The following is a 20234-nucleotide window of genomic DNA, read 5'->3' on the forward strand; positions in this document are numbered from 1 at the left end:
GTACTGTTTGCCAGCTTCTCGCTTATTTCACCGAGAGGTACTGGAACTGATAGAAATTGCCCCAGGACCACGGATTTGGTTGCGTACCGGTGACATTCGAGCGTTCCAGGTAGTAGGTCTCGTTGTAGAACAACGGAATGGTATACCCGGCCTGCATCAAGCTCGTCATCAACTGGCCAGCCCATGGCGCTGCTTGTTGTGTCGTCATGCTGTTCTGCATGTAAGCCTGCCACATTCTCCAGTTCTTCACCTGAGTGGTTTCATGCGTATCCCAGTACGCCTGGATGTCAAGCGCCCCCGTATTTACGCTGCCCGTCGACGCCGTGGTCGCTGCCGGTGCGACGAACTGGAAGGCCAATTGGAATGCAGCGTGTTTCGCAGCCGCTGTCTTCGCCGTCTTCCATTGGTTGACGATGGCATTCCACTGTTGTGGCAACGACTCACTTCCCGGCGGATTAAGAATGGCTTGCCACTGTTTCGGCTGTTCCTTGACCCACTTCGTGATGATTGGAATGTCTTTTTGGACCGCCTGATTGAGAGCCGTCCAATCACTCCACTTGACGCCGACATTCGGATTCGTCGGATCGCCATATTTCTTCACTGATGCTGGATCGTACGGGTTGTTATACCACGGGAGCACATACGCCGTCTGCGCGGCACTCCAGCCATAATCACCAGGGAAGTAAACGCCCTGCGATCCGCCCATATCCAATTGTCCCGGCTCACTCCAGTTGGTACCACTTGAAGCAACGTTGAAACCAGGTTGTACATTTTTCATCGGACCGCCGTAAGTCAAGAAGCTGTAATCCGTCTGGTTCAACTGGATGATCTTCGTTTGAATTCCGAGGTTTTGTTGCAATTCTTCAGAAACCGCTTCCGCAACGGGTACACCGCGCTCATTGAGTGCAGGAACGGGAGCGTAGATGTACATGGTCGGCAAACCTTTGCCGTTCGGATAACCGGCTTTGGCAAGCAACTTACGTGCCTGTGCTACGTTTTCTGGAAGCCCCTTTTCGTACTTGGCCGCCGGCCAGCCCGGTGTCGCGAAGGTCGTCGTCACGCCGCCCATACCACTGAGAACCGACTGTACGATGGGTTGGCGCTCAATGGCTTCCGCGATGGCCTGCCGCACGAGTTGCTTGTCATATGGCGAAGCGACAGCCGAGTTATCCCACTGCAGGTACTCGATGCTGTAGTCTGGCGCCTCATGCAACTCCTTGCTGAGATTGTGCGTTTTGATGTATTGCAAGTCGGAAGTCGACCCAACCATCGCGACATCCAGCTTGCCTGCCATGAAATCTTCAACGGCGACGGTGGTGCCAGGCACGATGTTGATAACCTTCGCGTTGCCTTCATTCACTTGGCCTGGATGACCTACGTAGTTCGGGTTGCGAACGAGCGTCAGCGTGCCGTTTGGTACAAACGACTTGACTACAAATGGGCCGTCCCCCACGAAATACTGCGGCATGTACCAATCCGTCGGATGCGCGTTGACAACCTTGGGATCCAAAGGCATCGAGGCGGATACAGCCAATTCGCCCAAGATGGCGTGCGGTGTGTTGGTGGTGATTTGCAACTCGTAGTCGTTGACGACTTTAAGGCCGACTTGGCTTGCTGGTACCGCACCAGAGTGGTACTGGTAGGCATTTTTGACGTTGTTCAACACGCTTGCCCACAGCTGTGCCTGCGAGTTTGCCGGATTGAGCTGACGCATCCAGGCAAAATAGAAATCTTGCGCGGTGACCGGATCGCCATTCGACCATTTCGCATCGTGGCGCAAATAGATGGTCCATGTCAGCCCATCCTTCGATACGGAATAGCCCGATGCAATCTTCGGAACTACTTGGTTTTGTTGGTTGTAACCGAAGAGTCCCTCGAAAATGGTGCCTTGGTCGACCAGAATTTGCGGCCCCCATTGTGAAGGATCCAGCGAAGAAATGGCCGGTGTCGACGGAGCCGTCGTCGTCACAGTACCATTCGAAGCAGCAGCAGACGCAATCGGTGCACTGGCGCCCAAGAGACCGGCCATAGCCGTTCCACCCATAGCCATCACAGCAAGCGGTAGTTTGAATTTAAAGCACAACTTTGCCAAACCATTCACCCCTCAACAATTTGTCTCAATAGGGAAGATAGCGCTTACAAGACCCCCACGATTCCAACCGTTGGACCATACGTTGCACGGATCGTGCAAGTGACCCATTCGTACCTTTTGACATCACCCCCTTAACGGGTGAAATTAAGGGAAACCCTGACGGTTGACATCCGGCAACCCAAATCGATTTGTGGCCACCGCTAACAAATTCGTTGATGCTTCAAACATAAAATTGACACGAGACGAAATCAATAGTCTATTCCGGCAATGATTGCCCTTTTTTTTGCTCATCTTGTCTTGGTTTGCTGAAAGTCACAAACCAAGGCAAAATAGAACACAAAAACTCAAGTTTCTGACACCGAAAAGAACCTTAACATGCCGCAATCTATCGACACACAAAATGCGATACCACGAATACCGCTGGCGAGTTCCAGTAGACAGCCACCTCATTGGTCGAATAACTGTCCTCGTGATCGAGAAAGCATTGGGCTGCCGGCCGATTTTGCAGGCGCTCACGGGCTGCAGCGTCTTGCAAGTTGCGATTGGGGCCGCCAGCCAACATGCCTGGCACGGGATCCTGTACACGATCGGCCACAGATGGGCGGTGATGGGGGTGAAGCAGCGGACGCAATCCATAACCTGTGATGTAGGACTGATTTAAGGCGTTGCCTCCGAGTGCATAATGAACGGTCTGTAAGGCCGTATCGACATATGAGTCCGATGCTGCAAGTGTCGCTGCGATTAACAGATGCATACCCCGGTTAAACAGAACCATGTTGCTTCCCCAGATATAATCCTCTGTGGCGAGTGGAACGCCAAAAGCAGTACGGTTTGCCAGTGTGACGAGACGATCCGCTTCCGCCAACCACACTTTTCGCAACTCTCCGCAAACATCTTCATCGGTAGACGTGCGATCCGCTCGAAGATATGAAATGGTTCCATACCCGCCGACATCGGCCCACCCAAGTGAAACGAGCGAAATCTCTGCTGCTTTGATCACGCGCAAACACGCCTCGTGATAACGCTGTTCTCCCGTCGCCTGGAAAAGCGAAGCGGCTGCCCAATACATCTCGTCCGTCAATGTCCCGTCGCCATACTCGCCCGTAAACACCCCATTCGGATTGCGAAACGGCGTCGCTGGATGCGCCTTACACCATTCATAAGCCCGCTCGGCGGCCTGCAAACACGTGATCGCAAAAACTGGATCGAACGCTTGATAAATGCGTGCGGCGTGAGCCAAGGCTGCTGCAAACGTCGCTGTCGCCGCGTACGAGATTGGCGAAAGGACCAATTCGCCGTAATCGTCCTCAGGCATGGTCGCAAGCGACGGAAATCGGTAGGTCGTCACCTTATGATAGACACCCCCGGTATATGGATCCTGCATGCGCAACATCCATTCCAGTTCGAACCGAACCTCGGAAAGAACATCAGGCAGAGCCAATCCCGATTCGGGAATGCCAACTTCTTTGGTGAACGCTTCCGAATAGAATTCAAAAGCGAGCAATAAGTCCGCAATCGCTTTCGCTGCCGGGACGACATATTTGCCGTAGTCGCCTGCATCATGCCACCCACCATGACAGGCGATCTCGCGGGATGGCTCCCCATAGACATGCGCCTTGTCCGTATGGCACGCGGCATGTGCCCACGCGCCCGCCCACTGCGGAGGCAGATCAACCCCGCAGCGTTGGAAGTAGAAAAACTTCTGTAAGCCAATATGAAGGTGGTCATATACATTGGGATCGACACGAAAAGAAACCGACTGTCCAAGCTCGGGAACGGTGAGCGTATACCGGCCAGCTACTGTGACGTCGCTAAAGTCGCCCACAGACACGCGCCCCCCGACCGCATGTTCGTCCGCCATTGCCTGCAACTGACCGCTTGACACCTTGCTACCATCCTCATGACAAACAACAAAACCACCGGTATAACCGCTTACATAAAAGCGCTTTCGATCCTGTGGGCGATAACCCAACTGATTCATATGTATCGATGCTACCATGGCCGCCTCCATCTGGATATCGCTACAGCAGGTTTGTTCTTGGCGATTCTGCCACCATCATACACGTGATAGAGTATAAAGAAAATACAAAAAACGATTCAATTTCACATAACAGGATAAGGGCACACCCGTACTCCGCCGTCGGTATCCGGGTGTGCCCGATATAGGGTTTATCCTGTAACGAATGTCCCCTTGTCACCTTAACCGATTTCGACCATGCGTTCCAACGCGATACGTGCGCGTTTTGCAGTCTCCGCGGGCACAGCAATGACCGTGCGCATCTCAACTAAAGAAGCAAGCACCTTTTCCAACGTAATCATCTTCATGAAGGGACAAATCGCCTTGCGGTTGGCTGGAATAAAGCGCTTATGCGGATTTTGCCGTTCCATTTGATGTAAGATGCCTACTTCTGTGGCAACGATGAACTCTTCTTGTGACGACGTTCGTGCTCGCTGCAACATACCGCTGGTCGACAGCACGTGCGTGCGATCCGCTGGCAATTGCCCCTCGGCAAGCAGATACATATTGGACGTCGAACAACCGCACTCCGGGTGAATGAGAAGTTCTGCCTGCGGATGCGCCGACAAGGTGTCGCTGATATCCGCCGGAGCGATGCCTGCATGCACGTGGCACTCACCGAGCCAAATGTGCATGTTTTCACGACCTGTCATGCGTTTCACATACGAACCGAGAAACATGTCGGGACAGAACAGCACCTCCTTATCAGCAGGAATGCTGTTGACGACCTCGACTGCATTCGCCGATGTACAGCAATAATCGCTCTCCGCCTTCACTTCGGCAGACGTATTCACATAGGACACAACGACGGCTCCAGGATGCTCTTGTTTCCAGGCCCGCAGTTGATCCGCCGTGATCGAATCGGCTAACGAGCATCCTGCCTCTGCATCCGGGAGCAGCACCGTCTTCTCTGGATTCAAGATGGCCGCCGTTTCCGCCATGAAATGAACGCCACACAGGACGATGACGTCGGCCGCCGTCTGCGCGGCGGCACGAGCAAGGGCAAGCGAGTCCCCAAGTATGTCAGCAACGTCCTGTACTTCTGGCAACTCGTAGTTGTGTGCGAGGATAAGCGCGTTGCGCTTCTCCTTCCAAACGCGAATTTGCTCAAGCAACGTTCCTTGTTCGATTGTCATCGCCATCCGTATACTGTCTCCCCTCGACCGATGGATGTATGTGTCGCCTTGGAAATGACACTGCTGTGTGCAAATGCGGATCGCATCTCTGGATAATCGCACCGGAAATGGGCGCCGCGGCTCTCCTCGCGGACCAGCGCTAGTTGTGCAACGAGCCACCCCACACACGCGATCGCCGATTCCGGCCACTGCTCAGACAACTCCCGAAGTTTGCGCTGCGCCGATGCCAAACCCTCACCCGTTCGCTCGATCCCGACATGATTCCACATGATCGCTTGCACCTGCGACAACACCGCCTCTGATTCGACGGCCCAAATCCGCGATTCGACATCGACCTCGGGCAACCTCGGCGCACGTGGCGTGTCACGCATGGCCTCGGCGAACAATGTGGCCATCACGACGCATTCCAGGAGCGAATTGCTGGCCAAGCGATTGGCGCCATGAACGCCAGTACAAGCCGCCTCGCCGAGAACAAAGAGGCCGGGAATCGAAGTCGTGCCGTCCATCCGAGCTAACACGCCGCCCATCATGAAATGGGCTGCCGGCGTGACGGGAATCGGCGACGAGATCGGATCAATCCCGACGTCATGCAACCGGCGGGCGATGTTCGGAAACCGTTCGTGAAAATGAGAAACGCCCGTCACATCGAGGAAGACAGGGCCGCGATCGCGCTGGGCGCGAAACATTTCACGCGCCACGACATCACGAGTGCGCAGGTTGTCGCGCGGGTTTGCGAACAACGGTTCGCCGCGCGCGTCGACAAGTTGCCCGCCGGCACCGCGCACAGCTTCGGAAATGAGCAACGTCTCGCCGCGTTCAACGTGGAGCACAGTCGGATGAAATTGCACAAATTCGAGATTGCCTAAAGCCGCCCCCGCATGATACGCCAACGCCAGACCTTCCCCGATCGCCCCAGGCGGATTGGATGTATGCGGGTACAGCCGTCCGGCTCCCCCAGTCGCCAGGACAACAGCCTTGCGCGCCCGCCAAAACGTCTCCTCAGCGCCGCATTTCGCGATCACGCCAATGGCTCTGCCGCTCACATCTTTCACCACGGTCTCCACAAAGCTCCCCGTGATGATCCGCACATTTCCCTTCTCGGCCAAGACGCTGGCGAGCGACTGTACGATCACACGCCCGGTCGCATCGCCGTCCGCGTGGACGATCCGCGAGTGGCCATGCCCACCTTCCAGCCCCAGGCGCAACTGGCCGGTGCTGTCGCGATCGAACCGAACCCCCGCCCCAATCAGCCAGTGGATGGTGTTTGGCGCCAATTCGGTCAACGTCCGCACGGCAGCCGGATCGCATAGCCCTGCACCGGCAGCCAGCGTATCTTCCATATGCCAAATAGCTTCATCCGCTGGATCGACACTCGCGGCAATTCCGCCTTGGGCGAAGTAAGAATTGGTGCCCGCGATGGCCGTCTTGCTCAACACGGCGACATCGCTGTGTTTTGCGGCTGCCAATGCCGCCGCCATGCCGGCAAGTCCTGCACCAACGATGACGATGTCGGCCGTGTCCTGTTTCATCGCGCATCCCCCGTTTGTTCCGCCAGCCATGGCTCGATGTCGAGGCCGACGTCGACACTTCGGGCAGCATGTGTCAGAGCTCCCATCGAGATGTAGTCGACTCCTGTCGCCGCGACTTCAGGAAGACGCGCCAACGTCATGTTTCCAGATGCCTCAAGCACCACTCGACCTTCACATATTGCGACTGCTTGCACGATTTCGGCCGTTGACATGTTGTCCAAGAGAATCATGTCAGGGCCAGCTGCCAGAGCCTCTTCCAACTGTTCCAAGGTATCGACCTCGACCTCGATTTTCTGGGCGACGCCAGCGTTCGCCCGCGCCCGCTCAATTGCCACGCGAACGCCCCCAGCCATCGCGATGTGGTTGTCTTTGATCAGAACCATATCGTCGAGGCCATGGCGGTGATTGCAGCCACCGCCCGTCACGACGGCGTACTTTTCGATACTCCGCCAGCCAGGCGTGGTCTTTCGCGTGTCGAGCAGGCGCGCTTTGGTTCCGGCAATCAGTTTTGCGGCATCGCGCGTCTTCGTCGCTATACCCGTCAGCCGCGCCAAGAAGTTCAACGCTGTCCGCTCCGCGGTCAAAATCGAAGATGCCGTGCCAAATATCGCGCCAACCACCTGCCGATCCGGCACGTCATCGCCATCGCGCGCCAAATACGTGAACTGCAAGTTTGGATCCACCATGTGAAATATGCGTTCGACGAGCGGCAATCCCGCAATTCGACTGGGCTCTTTCACCCACACGACAGCACGTGCCTGTAACGCCGGGTCAACCGTATACACCGTGGTGCAGTCCCCGCGGCCGATGTCTTCGGCCAACGCCAAGCGAATGAGTTGCTCTGTATGAAAGTCGATCTGCAACGCTGCAGCCTCCTCATCCTTCGCATCGAATGCCGACTTCTTTCTCTTGCTGTATATACACTAGCATACACATGTTAAGTTTGCACACTGGGGTAATTTGGATTGAATAACGGTAGATTGACACTCACCACACGTGTGATAAACTCACAACAGAACATATGTTCGAACATTGGGTGAAAGGGGGGTACGTCGTGTTGGATGTCCCACAATACCACGACATACCTGTCAAATTGGCGGCTAACCAAGTGCACACGCAGAGCATGCCGTTCTCTTGGTCGCTCAATCCTTACCGGGGCTGCGCGCACGGTTGCGCGTTTTGCTACGCGCGTTCGACCCATGCATTTCTCGGTTTCGCGGCAGATGACTCATTTCGCAAACGTATCATGGTCAAAGCAGAAGCGCCTGAGGCCTTGGAGCGGCAGCTAGAAGCCAAACTGCGGGCCTGCGGCGGCAACCGCGAACGCTTGTCTCAGTCGTTCGGCATACTGGCGATCGGCACTGCGACAGACCCATATCAATCCATTGAGGCGAAGCGGAAGATCACGAGGAGATGCCTCGACATTCTTGCGCATTACCAAATTCGGACGACCATCACGACGAGATCGCCATTGGTTTTACGAGATGTGGACGTTTTGCGGCGAATGCGGTTGGAGTCCATTCAATTGAGCATTCATACCCTGGACGGACGCATTTGGAGAGCATTTGAACCCGCTACACCCGCTCCCAAAACGCGGCTTGCCACTTTGCGCACGCTCGCGGAACAGGGCTTGCCTGTCGGCGTGTTCCTTGCACCCATCCTGCCATATATCAACGACGATGAGGCCCAGATGTACAGCGTGATCGAAGAAGCGGCCGCGCACGGGGCACAGTTTGTCATGCCCTCCACACTACGGCTTACACCGGAAGTCAAGCCCTGGTTTTTGGCGGCCATCCGGCACGAGTACCCGCATCTGCTGGAGAGGTACGAACAATTGTACAAAACCCCCTACGCGCCCTCGTGGTATCGACGCCAGTTGACCGAGAAGGCTGCCGCCATGGTGCGCCGCTTGGGCATGAACACCCAACCTGCACGGCGCCCGCAATCGGTCAACATGGCCTCTCAGCCGCAGAGTAGGCAGCTTACCTTGCCGATTTGAGCATTGAGTTCTCCTGGAACCAGGAACTATCGTTCGTCCTTCTTTACATGCCTATGTACTGTGCATACAAGCTGCGGGCCCGAACCGGATCGTCCGTTCCATGAACCAGGGCGCGGCCATCCGGAAATACGCTGAACGCAATCTCGCCGTGTTGCCAGCGAAGCAGATACTCGTTTACACGCACCTCTCCGAACGGGCGCAAGCGTTCTGCAAGCCGCTCTAGTGACAACGGACGAGTGTTCATCGGACGCACCTGAATGGTCTGTCTGCCGCATAACGAAACAGTCAATGCACCTCTGGCGCCTGTCAAGGCTGGAAACTCGTGCTTTCCACAAGAGGGGCACTGTGGATTCGGTTCGCCCAGGGCTGTTTGATGAAACTCATTTTGCCAAACATCGACTTGGAAGATGGCATCGCTGAGCGCGTCCAGATTTCCGGTCAAATATTTGATGGTCTCAGCAACCTGATAGGATGCAACCATCGACACCACGGGCGCAATGACGCCGACCGTTTCACAGGTATCGTGTCCACCCCCGCCATCGGGACCGAGTAGGCAAACAAAACAAGGCGTTTGCCCAGGCCGAAAAAACGCTGCCGTACCATGCGAACTAACGGCGCCGCCATACGCCCATGGCACGCCGCATTTCACGGCAACGTCGTTGACCACATAACGAACCTGAAAATTGTCCGATCCATCCACAATTACGTCGACATCGGCCAATAGCGATTCTGCGTTTCCCGCATGGACGTCATCCACAACCGGCTCTACAGTGATATCGCTGTTTGCCGCGCGCAGGGCGTCCGCCGCGGCAATGGCCTTCGGGCGCCCCACCCTAGCGTCAGCCTCGGTGTACAGCGATTGCCGTTGCAAGTTCGACGGCTCGATGACATCGCGGTCGATGACGCGTACATAGCCGACACCGGCGCGCACCAGTTGGGGTGCTGAGACCGAACCAAGCGCCCCCATACCGACAATCGCGATGCGTGCGGCGCGCAGGCGCTCCTGACCTGACCTGCCAATGGGGCGAAAGCGAATTTGCCGCGAATACCGTTCGTCGTTCATACTTGTGACTCCTTTATCGACCTAGCGAATCTTCATGCTTCCTTTCACTTTCATGGGTGTGCTGCCGCCTCGGACCCAATACGTCCGATTTCCGGGCTGCTAGGCGACGCCACGGCCGAACGCGGAATTCTGCCGGCCTGCCGCCCCAACCAGCCAGCCTCAACAGCCATAGCCATAGCCCGTGCCATCGCGATTGGATCCTTGGCCTTGGCAATGGCCGTATTCACCAGTACCGCGTCCGCGCCTGTTTCCATGGCAAGGGCAGCATCCGACGGGGCACCGATCCCTGCGTCGACAACGACCGGGACGCGCCCGGCGACCACATCCACAATTCGCGCAATGCGATCCAGGCTCTCCAAGCCCTGGCCCGTGCCGATGGCGGATGCAAATGGCATAATGGTTGCACAGCCGACATCGAGTAGGCGGCGAGCCACCGTGTGATCGTCCGTCGTGTACGGCAGGACGACGAATCCTTCCTTTACCAGTTGCTCTGCCGCCTCCACGGTTGCAATGGGATCAGGCAAAAGCGTGCCGTCATTCGGGATCACTTCGAGCTTCACCCAATTCGACAATCCCGCAGCCCGTGCCAAACGGGCCGTGCGAATCGCCTCTTCCGCCGTGTGGCAGCCCGCCGTGTTGGGAAGTAAGGTGTACTGATTCAAATCAATATAAGACAGTATGGACTCCTCACGGGCATCCAAGTTGACCCGCCGCACCGCGACGGTAACAATTTCCGCATTGGACGCCGCGAGCGCCTCGCGCATCTGTGCGAGCGACGCATACTTCCCTGTACCCACCATCAATCGTGAGCGAAACGACTTCCCCGCAATTGTAAGCTGCTCCATCGTCGATATACCTCCTTGAGTTATGTTCACCACGCGAGGTTCTTGCTCAGCCCCCACCGACAAAGCGCACGACTTCGATCACATCGCCAGATGCGAGCACCGTTTCGGCGAACGCTCCGCGATCGAGCACACGCTGATTATGTTCGACAGCCACGCGTTCCTCCACCAGATTGAATTGCACCAGGAGACCCTCTACCGTTAATCCATCCGGCACGTCCATTGACTTTCCATTGACTGTAACCTGCACGCCGATCACCTCCCTACCTTGACGGTCTGCGCAGGATGAAACGGCCGCCATCGTTCAGGCCAGACCTCACCTGTCGCAGCGGCGGCAACCATCTCTGCCGTAATCGCCGAGAGCAAGATGCCATTGCGAAAATGGCCGACGGCAATCATCAGTCCGGGCAGACCTGGCAGTTCGCCAATGCGAGGCTCGCCATTCGGGGACCCAGGGCGCAATCCCGTCCAACTTTGCAGAAATTCCGCCTGGCTAAGGCCCGGTGCAATCTCGCGCAAGGCCTCGCTCAACGCCGAGATGGCCCCGATGGTTACCTCGCGGCTGAACCCCGCCTCACGCTCCTCCGTGGCACCGACAACAACCGTGCCGTCTCGTTTCGGCACCAAGTACGTACCGCCTGCGTATACCGTGCGCCGCAGGGTCGTCCCGAAGGGCGGCCGGATCGACAACATCTGCCCTTTTACAGGTTGAATTTCAAGGGCGCAGCCCCATGGCCGCAACAAGGATGAAGCCCATGTACCAGCAGAAATCAACACCTTGTCTGCTGGGAATCGCTCATTCGCGGTCACCACTTCGAACGTCCCGCCTGTCTGCTTTTCAATGGCAAACACGGGCGATCCTTCGCGCACATCACAACTCATGCCAACCGCCCGGGCCAACGCCTTCGCTAGGCGCGGCGCGCTGACATTGCCGTCATTCGGCAAGAACAATCCCCCATGCACTGGGCGAATGGCCGGCTCTGCTGCCCGAATCTCCGATGCATCCATCCACACAGCCGAATCGCCCGCTTGCCGCTGCCAATTTGCTCGCTTCAGAAGCAGAGTTGCGTCCGCTTCTGTGTATGCCAATTGCAGAATCCCGTTGTGTACGAGTTGTGCGTCGATACCTGTGTACTCCAGCAACTCCGCCACATAGGCAGGGTACAAGGCGCGACTCTCGCGACAGAGATCATAGAACGGCCCTGCCTGATGGGTTTCGAGTTGTGCACCAAGCATCCCCGCCGCGGCACTGGACGCCTCTGCCCCCAAGCGCCCTTTATCGATGACCAGCACTTTCATGCCGCGCGCTGCAAGGCGCCACGCGCTCGCCATGCCAATGGCACCGCCTCCCACAACAACCACGTCGTAGATCGACTTCATCCTCGATTCCCCTTTCTGGTTGTCGCCGTCGAGAAAGGAACTTTCGGATTCACGTTCGCGCTCGCCATCGCATCCTTCAGCCTGGAGGCGGCGTCACGCGGGCGATCGGCAGCTAATACCGCCCCAATCACGGCGATCCCGCTGCATCCGGTCGCCAACACCTCACGAACATTGCGCTCATCGATGCCGCCGATGGCGATGACAGGTATCGAAACAGCCTCGACCACTCGCTCCAGCGCTCGCAATCCTTGCGGCGGCAATCCCGGGTGCGAAGCACTAGGGAAAACATGGCCAAACGTGACGTAATCAGCTCCCGCGCGTTCCGCCGCCACGGCCTCATCCGACGCATGCACAGAGCAGCCAACGGCAAAGGTTAGGTCGAGCCGTTTGCGCAGAGCATGCACCGTGTCAACAGGCAGTGACTTGGCAGCCAGATGAACACCATCGAGATCGGCCGCGATCGCGATATCGACACGGTCGTTCACAAACAATTGCGGGTGGCATGCGCGAACGGCTAAGGATGCACGAAGCTCGCCAACCAAGTCGTACGTCACGGATGCGGGCACCTTTTTGTCCCGCACCTGCAGGACATCCGCACCACCGGCTGCCGCCTCGGCTAGTGCCTCAACTAGAGGCAGCGCCCCATTGCGAGTTCTATCACTCAACACGTGTAAAACAGCCGTCATCTTGTCACCTCAACAAAAAAGCCGTACCCAAAGAAACGGGTACGGCAGGTTTCCACTTTGAACCTCACAAACGCATCCTCACGCTTGATCTATGCAATTGCCAAGCTCTTCATGCCATCACTTAGCAAGGACGTCGGTCAGCACCGGTACGATTTGCTTCTTACGCGAAACGACGCCCTGCAACAGAGCCTGATGATGTTCCAACGTTACGCCATACGCCTGCTCGACCGCATTGGCCGCCTTGCCAAGAGCGATACCGACAGAGTCGTTATTCAGGATGTCGGTGACGACAAAGAAGAACAAGTCGAGCCCTTTCTCCGCAATCACCCGCTCCAAGGCAGCTTCCAACTCTTCTTTGCGCGAAAGGACGTCATTGACATCGACCGCGTTGACTTGTGCGATCTCGACCTTGTGACTGCCCATCTGGAACTCTTTCGCATCGAGAGAGATCAATTCGGCGATCGTCTTTTGACTGAGGTCTGCGCCCGCTTTGAGCATCTGCAGGCCATACTCCTCCAGGTTGACACCCGCTTTTTCAGCCAACTCGCGCGCCGCAGCGACGTCTTGCTCTGTGCAGGTCGGCGACTTGAGCAACAACGTGTCGGAGATGATGGCGGAAAGCATAAGACCAGCTATCGCCTTCGGTACATCTACGCCATGCTCTTTGTACAGCTTGTTCAAGATGGTCGCCGTGCAACCAACCGGCTCCGCTCGATAGTATAGTGGATTTGCCGTCTCGAAGTTGGCGATACGGTGATGGTCAATCACTTCGGCGACTTCCACCTGCTCGATGTCTGCAGCGCTCTGTTGACGCTCGTTGTGATCGACCAAGATCACCTGCTTGACTTCGTTGGCGACGGTCTCGACGAAACGCGGTGCAGCGACGCCGAAGTGATCCAACACGAACTGGGTCTCCGGATTCGGGTTGCCAAGACGAACCGCCTCGACATCTTCACCCAATTGTGCCTTCAAATGTGCATAGACGATTGCCGACGTAATCGCGTCGGTATCCGGATTTTTATGACCGAAAACGAGCATCTTTGCCATAACCCTATACTCCTCCACGTTATGTAGTAAGCACTAACGTAGAGTATATCAGTTTAGACACCACATCTGTACTAGGGACGACCATCAACCATTGGGTTCGAGCTCGCCAAGCTTCACATCCGAGGCGGGAACGGTGGCACTTTTTCCTTGAAAGCGGGCCTTCCCCATCCACAGGATAGCGAGCATCGTCACACCAGCGGGTATGAGATCCCAAACAAACGTGGTATGAATAGATGCGTTCATCGCATGCGACAGTTTCTCCACGATAGGCACCGGAATCTGGCTTCTTGTTGTCGGTGTGAGAATCGCGCGCGGATCCATCCCTCGCAATCGATCCGCATAGGCGCCAAGATTGCGAAACGCAACAGCGACATCGGACTCAAAGGCATGCTTTTGTACCACGCCATAGATGACGATGCCAACAGCCATCCCGAGTTCGCGCACGAAGGCATTCGTCGAACTCGCGGCGCCGCGGTTTCGATCATCGAAGTCCCCCATCGCCGCCATGCCAATCACGGAGAAGAAAGGCCCGATACCAAAACCGACCATCAACATCACCAACAGCAGTTGCCAGGTCGGTGTTGTGCCAGCCAAGCGGCTGAGCAGATAAATCCCCGCAAAGAACAATACACAGAACGGCCACAGCACACTGCGATAGGTCATCCGATTCGCCAGCTGTCCAGCCACTGGTGCTGTGACGGACGAACCAAGCATCATCGGCAGTAACTCCAGCCCAGCCGTCATGGCGGAGCCACCACGAACACCCTGGATGTATATTGGAACATACACAACCGCCACGATGTATGCGCTGCCACTCAAAATACCCACAATGTTGCTGCTGGCAAAGGCCCGCTTGCGAAACATATGAAAGGAGACAACCGGCTCGCGAGCACGCCGCTCATTGCCAAGAAAGACAGCAAACAGAACCGCCGCGACGACAAAACCGCCAATAATTTCAGGAGAATTCCAGGGATACTGTGCTCCACCAAACTCGAGCGCAAACATGAAGGATGCGACCGCCGGCACGAGCGTGACGATGCCCACCCAGTCGATCACCTGCTTACCGTGACGCCTGGATTCGTGATAACCCAAGGTGACCAGTAAAAACGCGACAATCCCAATCGGCACGTTGATATAAAAGACCCACCGCCAGCTCATGTGCTCCGTGATGTACGCGCCAAGCAACGGTCCAAAAATGCTGGCGATCCCGAATACCGCTCCGAACATGCCAGAAAACTTGCCGGATTGCTCAGGCGGGACGATATCGAAAATGATCGTAAACGCGATCGGCATCAAGGCGCCTCCGCCAACCCCTTGGATGGCGCGGTACAGAGCCAGTTGGTCCATGTTCTGTGCGGTACCGCAGAGAATGGAACCGATCAGAAACGCAATCAGCCCAAACGCAAAAAATCGTTTACGCCCGTACATGTCGGACAACTTCCCGAAAATCGGCATCCCCGACATCTCGGTCAACATGTACGCCGCTGTGATCCATACGATTTTGTCCAAGCCACCTAGGTGTGCGACGATGTTTCCCGTGGCCGTGGCGACAATCGTATTGTCCATTGCCGAAACAAAAATGCCGAGCAAAAGCCCCGCGATCACAAGGCCTAAGCGAGATCGCTCACTGTTCATCGATACACTCCTTTCACATTGAAGCCCTGCACGGAGAACCTACAAACCTCGTTGCTCGCAGGATGCCACCCGAGATCGAGGATGACACGTACAATCCGTTCGATACTCGACGATGTCGATGTCGCACGCGGGACCGATGCGAATTTTATCTCCGCGCACGATGCGCGCCCTTGTATATGCCAAAACCACATCGTCTCCTTCGATCACGTCCGCCGTCAACACGTGTTCCGCGCGTCCGGCGCGTCCGAAAAACGGCTTCTTTTGCTCTACGCGCAACGTGCCACAGCCAATCTCGCGAACACGACAAGGCCCGTAAAGACGCACATCAATGTTTCCCGCATTCAATAAACCATCGATGACAAACGTGCCACGTGAGACGAACTGCTCCACCTCACAGTCGCCGCGTACGGTCAATTCCCCCATAACACGAACGCGATTGCCGCGCATTTGCCCTTCGACGTCCATCTGCCCCATGATATTGGCAAATCCAACCTGGACGTCGGCGTGCGTTTGAAACACCCCCATAACGCGCAACGATTGGCACTCCATAGGCCCCGTCGTCACGGCTTCCCCCATCACGTTGACATGGCCAAAGATTCCTCCCGACGTCATGGAACTACCCATCACTCGCCAACTTCTCGCCCTTTCATCGTTCATCGCATTCACATCCCGTACTGATCTCACGGCCGCATCGCTCAACTGTTAAACTTGCACAGCCTCCTTAACCTTCGCGCCATGGTGCCGATTCAACTCTTCCCGATATTCAACACGTTCAGCGTACACGCCATTTCCTAGTGTAATGCGGTTTCCACGTATACGTTTGGCAACTACATTCTCCACATAAATATGGTCGCCTTCGATGATATCGACCACCAACTTGTGTCGACGAGCAAACCATCCTCGCCCGCGCTCGACACGCAACTCCGTACAGCCAATCTCCTGTACCTCTGATTTGGCATGTAGACGAATGTGAACTCTTTCCGCATTGATGAGTCCTGAACTGTGCACCTGTCCTTTGCATGAAAAGCTCTCAGCTTCACACGGGCCGCCCAAATGCAGAACGCCACTGCAATCCATTCGTTCTGCTCGAATGTCTTGTGCGAATTGGGCAATTCCGTGCAACTCAACCTCGCGGGCAACACATTCTGCCCCAACGTGTGTACGCCCGTGTATATTGAGAACATCGGCTCGAACGCCGCCTTGCAACCGCGACGTCCCATGTATGCGAAGGATCTTCGCCACGTCACAGACGCCGCTCACACGGATGGTTCCATGGATTTCGGCCGAACCAGTCACCATATCCCCCAAAACGTCTGCTTTCCCGTGAAACGCAGTCATGTCGGCTCGGAGGTTGCCGTGCATTCGCGCCACACCATGCGCCGTACATTGCTCGCACACCACATCGCCGTCAATGGTGCTTAGACCTTCCAAATGCACATTTCGATAGAAACCGCCAGTGGACGAACCGTGACCGGACAAATGGAGATCATGGCCCATCTCCGTCTGCATATCGAGTCCCCCTACATCAACTTCAGCTTTAACTCCTCGATGCACTCGCTCACATCCGCTTCAAACACCAGCTTGGCATCCGGATCCACGACTAGCTGCCCGTCCGCCGCTTGAACCACCCACACGGATACGCCGAGTTTACGAACACAGACGATCCGCACACGAAGGTCAGAAAACACTGTTATGCTCTGTTCCAATGCACGCAAAGCACTTCGCGCTTCGTCAAGCCCCACATCACCGCTTGCAAGCGCCCGATGGACAACACTTGCGAACACCGTCTCCTGAAATGAACAAACGGCCACATTGGGATGCTCAAGTTGGTAGACGCGCCACGACTGTTCTGAAACGATCCCCTTGCGCACCATCTCTTCACCGCTCAATGCGATTTCAGCCGGATCCGGAGAAAATCTGCGAGCCAGCTCATCAAGCGACAAATCGTCCTTCAATTGTTTAATTTGCTCGATCCGGGTGAGTATCTTTTCCCGCGGGAAGAAAGTCTCCTGGCCTGTAAACGTCGATTTGCGAATAAACCATTCTTCCGGAATCAAGTCCTTTCGCTTCCACCGGTACAATTGACCGTATGAAATCCCCGTTACATCGAGCAGCTCTTTTTTTGAAATCAACTCCTGTTCCACATCCACCATCTCCTGCACAACTATCGTAACATAACACTGTTACGATCACAATGCAAAATTGGTGATGCAAAACAAAAAGCCCGCCGTGATGGCGGGCCAAGCATGTTCGTGATCAATAGCGCCGTGATGAAGGCGGCACAACGACTTATTTCGAGACTGTCCAATATTGCATTTCCGGAACGCCAGTTGCACCGTTGTAGTACGGCAAAACGTTGTGTACATTCGGTGCTACGACAGCCAACGTTGCAACGTTGACACCCCAGAGGAATGGCAGCTGCTTCGCCGTGTACATTTCGTACTGGTAGAAGTGTTGCATGGTTTGCTGCTGTGTCGAATACGGCACGTGCGTCGCATTGATCAAAGCGTCTTCCTCTTTATCACTAAAGCCCGTACCAGATGGCGCACCCGTGTTGAACAGGCCCTCGCCAGATGGGTAGAAGCCCGGTCCGTTGTATACCCAACCGGAACCCGTCGCCAAATCCCAAGTATAGTCCTTAGGATTGCTCGTCTTCGTCAAGAACGTCGAGAACTCTTCGCCCTTGAGAGATACTTTGACGCCGATTTGACCCCAATCCTGTTGCATCAACTCGGCTGCGTCGAGAGAAGACTGATTGCCTGTCACATACATCAGCGTCAGGTTCAACTTCTGATTGCCCTTGGTCATCACGCCGTTGACAAGTTTCCAGCCGTGCGATTCAAGTAATTGCTTCGCCTTGGTTGGGTTGTACGGGTACAGATTGTTTTCCGCAGGATCATAGAACTGCGTTCTCGGCGTCCCCGGAATCGGACCCGACAGCGGTTCTGCAAATCCCTTGTAGATGCTCTTCGCAATCGTGTTATTGTCGATGCTCATTTGCAAAGCCTGACGCACATAGAGTTGGTCAAAGACACTCGCGTGCGGTGCACCCGAATACATATTCATCTCCGTCCAGAAAATGCCAAACGGGTATTCCGGCGTGATGCTGTCGCCAAGAGAAGTCAGGGCAGACTCGGATCCCAACTGCGATTGATCCAGATAGCCAACGTTGATCTGGCCACTGCGCAAAGCTGCAAATTCAGCAGCACTCGATCCTTCATACTGGAAGACAATCTTGCTGACTGTGCTCTTGTGGCCAGCATAGCTTGGATTCGGCGCAATCACCCAATCCTGGCTCGACTTCGCGCTTACTGGCTTAAATGGGCCGTCAACAACCTTATCGAACATCAAGTTGGTTGCGTTCGCACCCAAATACTTAATTTCATCCTGAATGTTGCTCTTGACATCCATATAGGAAGCTGGGAGCGGTGTTAACTGCATAATGCCATTGTATTCAAACCATTGCTGGTTGGCCGGCTGCTTCAGCGTGATCGTAACCTCATACTTACCCGTCGCCTCAACACTCTGGATGCCATCCGGGATATCACCTGTACCTACACCAACAAACGGCCAAGGAGCAGGGGCATTTTTCGCGGAGGCAGCCTTGATGACGTTCCACGTAAAGAGAACGTCCTTCGACGTAACAGGTTGCCCATTCGACCATTTCCACTTTGGATTGATGAAGATGTGGTACACCGTTCCTTGTTTGTTGTACGTGATCTTCTGAGCTATCGAATTGTTCCAGTTGACGGAATAATCATTGTTTAACTGAAGCATCGGAATATAGAGCTGATCGACCAACTGGGAATTGTAAAGTGAGTCGTTGGCCGCATCAAAGATTGGCAAAAACCACGTTAAGTTTGTACCAGCTGGCAACGCAAACTCGATCACGCCACCCGCCGCCGTGCTCGCTGCCCCAGTCGTCGCCGTGTTCGTTGTGTTTTGATTCGATGATGTGCCGGATGCGTTGGAAGCGCTTGTCGTCCCACATCCCGCTATACCTAGAACAATAGCAGCAGCCGCTGCTGCAGACGTCAGAACCCGTTTTTTTCTCTGCACCATTTGTACCTCCCAGAAATCGTCATCTCATCTGTAAGCTATATTTACAACTAACTTCCGCAAAATCCGCAAGTTTCATCGGAAGACGCGGATAGTTCAGATAAACCTATCTCATTGTAAACTTTCGTGAATAGTTTTGTAAAGATCGTACTGCATTTTCGCCAAAACAAGAATTTCGTCTGAACTTTCGTGAAATAACCATACATAGAATTGTATATATACACGAAGCGGCCGGACTGCCCCGGCCGCAGCACGCACGTCATAGCCCCAGGAGTTTTTTCACCAGCGGGATCTGCCCCCGATGATGGGCTGTATGGGCAATCGCATAAGCAATGAGCTGCCGCTTGTTCACCTCGCCGACACCGAGTTTTGCACCGAATTCGGCGAGATCGGACTCCGACAGTGGCTCGAGTGCACTCTTGGCAAACTCCAGGTTGCTGACCCAAAGTTCCTTGATTTTCGCAACATCCCATGACTCCGCCCGAAATGGTTCCCCTGCATCGAGCTGACTGAGTTCTCCTTTGACTTGCGCAAAGAAACGGCGCTCGACCAGCGCGACATGCTCGACGATCGAGGCGATATTGTTAAAGTTCGGCTGCGGTTTCTTTACCCAATCGTCATCGGATAAGCCTTCCAGCATCTTATCGACCGTCGCATGCACACTGACGAACAATTGATACAGATCAGCGACTTCCTGAATCATACCCTTTCCTCCAAAGCAGACCAAATTGTAGGGAACGCGGCATGTC

At 55.3% G+C, this 20234-nt stretch carries 18 protein-coding genes; 1 reads left to right on the forward strand and 17 read right to left on the reverse strand.

Translation table 11 applies throughout. The features are described 5' to 3' along the window. Nucleotides 1-22: 22 nt before the first annotated feature. The 5 genes from C7445_RS01965 to nadC form a co-directional block, all read right to left on the reverse strand. The gene (locus C7445_RS01965) at nt 23-2101 is read right to left on the reverse strand and encodes a peptide ABC transporter substrate-binding protein (RefSeq protein ID WP_341770512.1); all 2079 of its coding nucleotides are present in this window, start codon (nt 2099-2101) and stop codon (nt 23-25) included. A 376-nt stretch (nt 2102-2477) separates the two neighbouring features. After that, nucleotides 2478-4091: a glycoside hydrolase family 9 protein gene (locus tag C7445_RS01970; protein ID WP_243834876.1), complete on the reverse strand. Its 1614-nt coding sequence runs from the start codon at nt 4089-4091 to the stop codon at nt 2478-2480. A 200-nt stretch (nt 4092-4291) separates the two neighbouring features. Beyond that, nucleotides 4292-5251 (reverse strand): quinolinate synthase NadA, encoded by a 960-nt coding sequence (gene nadA / locus C7445_RS01975; protein ID WP_243834877.1) that lies wholly within the window; start codon nt 5249-5251, stop codon nt 4292-4294. Beyond that, entirely contained in the window at nt 5242-6774 is a 1533-nt protein-coding gene (gene nadB / locus C7445_RS01980; RefSeq protein WP_166668946.1) for an L-aspartate oxidase, read from the reverse strand. The genes nadA and nadB overlap by 10 nt, the downstream gene beginning before the upstream one ends. After that, nucleotides 6771-7637 carry a carboxylating nicotinate-nucleotide diphosphorylase gene (nadC, locus tag C7445_RS01985; RefSeq protein ID WP_134158346.1) on the reverse strand — a complete coding sequence of 289 codons (867 nt, stop codon included), beginning with the start codon at nt 7635-7637 and terminating at the stop codon, nt 6771-6773. Before nadC ends, nadB begins: the two co-directional genes overlap by 4 nt. A 191-nt stretch (nt 7638-7828) precedes the next feature. Between nadC and C7445_RS01990 the strand changes: the two genes are divergently transcribed. Beyond that, nucleotides 7829-8773 (forward strand): SPL family radical SAM protein, encoded by a 945-nt coding sequence (locus C7445_RS01990; protein ID WP_243834878.1) that lies wholly within the window; start codon nt 7829-7831, stop codon nt 8771-8773. A gap of 43 nt (nt 8774-8816) precedes the next feature. Here C7445_RS01990 and C7445_RS01995 read toward each other — a convergent pair whose 3' ends face one another. The 12 genes from C7445_RS01995 to C7445_RS02050 form a co-directional block, all read right to left on the reverse strand. Then, nucleotides 8817-9836, reverse strand: coding sequence for a ThiF family adenylyltransferase (locus tag C7445_RS01995; protein WP_134158347.1), 1020 nt, complete (start codon nt 9834-9836; stop codon nt 8817-8819). Between the two features lie 50 nt (nt 9837-9886). Next, the gene (locus tag C7445_RS02000; protein ID WP_134158348.1) at nt 9887-10681 is read right to left on the reverse strand and encodes a thiazole synthase; all 795 of its coding nucleotides are present in this window, start codon (nt 10679-10681) and stop codon (nt 9887-9889) included. Nucleotides 10682-10727: 46 nt separating this feature from the next. Further along, nucleotides 10728-10928: a sulfur carrier protein ThiS gene (gene thiS / locus C7445_RS02005; RefSeq protein ID WP_134158349.1), complete on the reverse strand. Its 201-nt coding sequence runs from the start codon at nt 10926-10928 to the stop codon at nt 10728-10730. Nucleotides 10929-10933: 5 nt separating this feature from the next. Then, nucleotides 10934-12058, reverse strand: a complete 1125-nt coding sequence (thiO, locus tag C7445_RS02010) for a glycine oxidase ThiO (RefSeq protein ID WP_134158350.1) — start codon at nt 12056-12058, stop codon at nt 10934-10936. Then, the gene (locus C7445_RS02015) at nt 12055-12744 is read right to left on the reverse strand and encodes a thiamine phosphate synthase (protein ID WP_134158351.1); all 690 of its coding nucleotides are present in this window, start codon (nt 12742-12744) and stop codon (nt 12055-12057) included. Before C7445_RS02015 ends, thiO begins: the two co-directional genes overlap by 4 nt. A 117-nt stretch (nt 12745-12861) precedes the next feature. Beyond that, on the reverse strand, nt 12862-13791 hold the full coding sequence (locus C7445_RS02020) for a manganese-dependent inorganic pyrophosphatase (RefSeq protein WP_134158352.1): 930 nt from the start codon (nt 13789-13791) through the stop codon (nt 12862-12864). Between the two features lie 84 nt (nt 13792-13875). Next, the gene (locus C7445_RS02025) at nt 13876-15426 is read right to left on the reverse strand and encodes an MDR family MFS transporter (RefSeq protein WP_134158353.1); all 1551 of its coding nucleotides are present in this window, start codon (nt 15424-15426) and stop codon (nt 13876-13878) included. A gap of 39 nt (nt 15427-15465) precedes the next feature. Beyond that, a complete protein-coding gene (locus C7445_RS02030) occupies nt 15466-16083 on the reverse strand; it encodes a polymer-forming cytoskeletal protein (RefSeq protein ID WP_134158354.1) in 618 nt (205 codons plus the stop codon). A 45-nt stretch (nt 16084-16128) separates the two neighbouring features. After that, nucleotides 16129-16935: a bactofilin family protein gene (locus C7445_RS02035; protein WP_134158355.1), complete on the reverse strand. Its 807-nt coding sequence runs from the start codon at nt 16933-16935 to the stop codon at nt 16129-16131. Between the two features lie 11 nt (nt 16936-16946). After that, nucleotides 16947-17570 carry a YhbD family protein gene (locus C7445_RS02040; RefSeq protein WP_134158356.1) on the reverse strand — a complete coding sequence of 208 codons (624 nt, stop codon included), beginning with the start codon at nt 17568-17570 and terminating at the stop codon, nt 16947-16949. A 145-nt stretch (nt 17571-17715) separates the two neighbouring features. After that, nucleotides 17716-19488, reverse strand: a complete 1773-nt coding sequence (locus C7445_RS02045) for a peptide ABC transporter substrate-binding protein (protein ID WP_134158357.1) — start codon at nt 19486-19488, stop codon at nt 17716-17718. A 256-nt stretch (nt 19489-19744) separates the two neighbouring features. Further along, nucleotides 19745-20188, reverse strand: coding sequence for a DinB family protein (locus C7445_RS02050; RefSeq protein WP_134158358.1), 444 nt, complete (start codon nt 20186-20188; stop codon nt 19745-19747). Nucleotides 20189-20234 lie beyond the last annotated feature (46 nt).

This window comes from Alicyclobacillus sacchari, assembly GCF_004366795.1.
Taxonomy (GTDB): domain Bacteria; phylum Bacillota; class Bacilli; order Alicyclobacillales; family Alicyclobacillaceae; genus Alicyclobacillus; species Alicyclobacillus sacchari.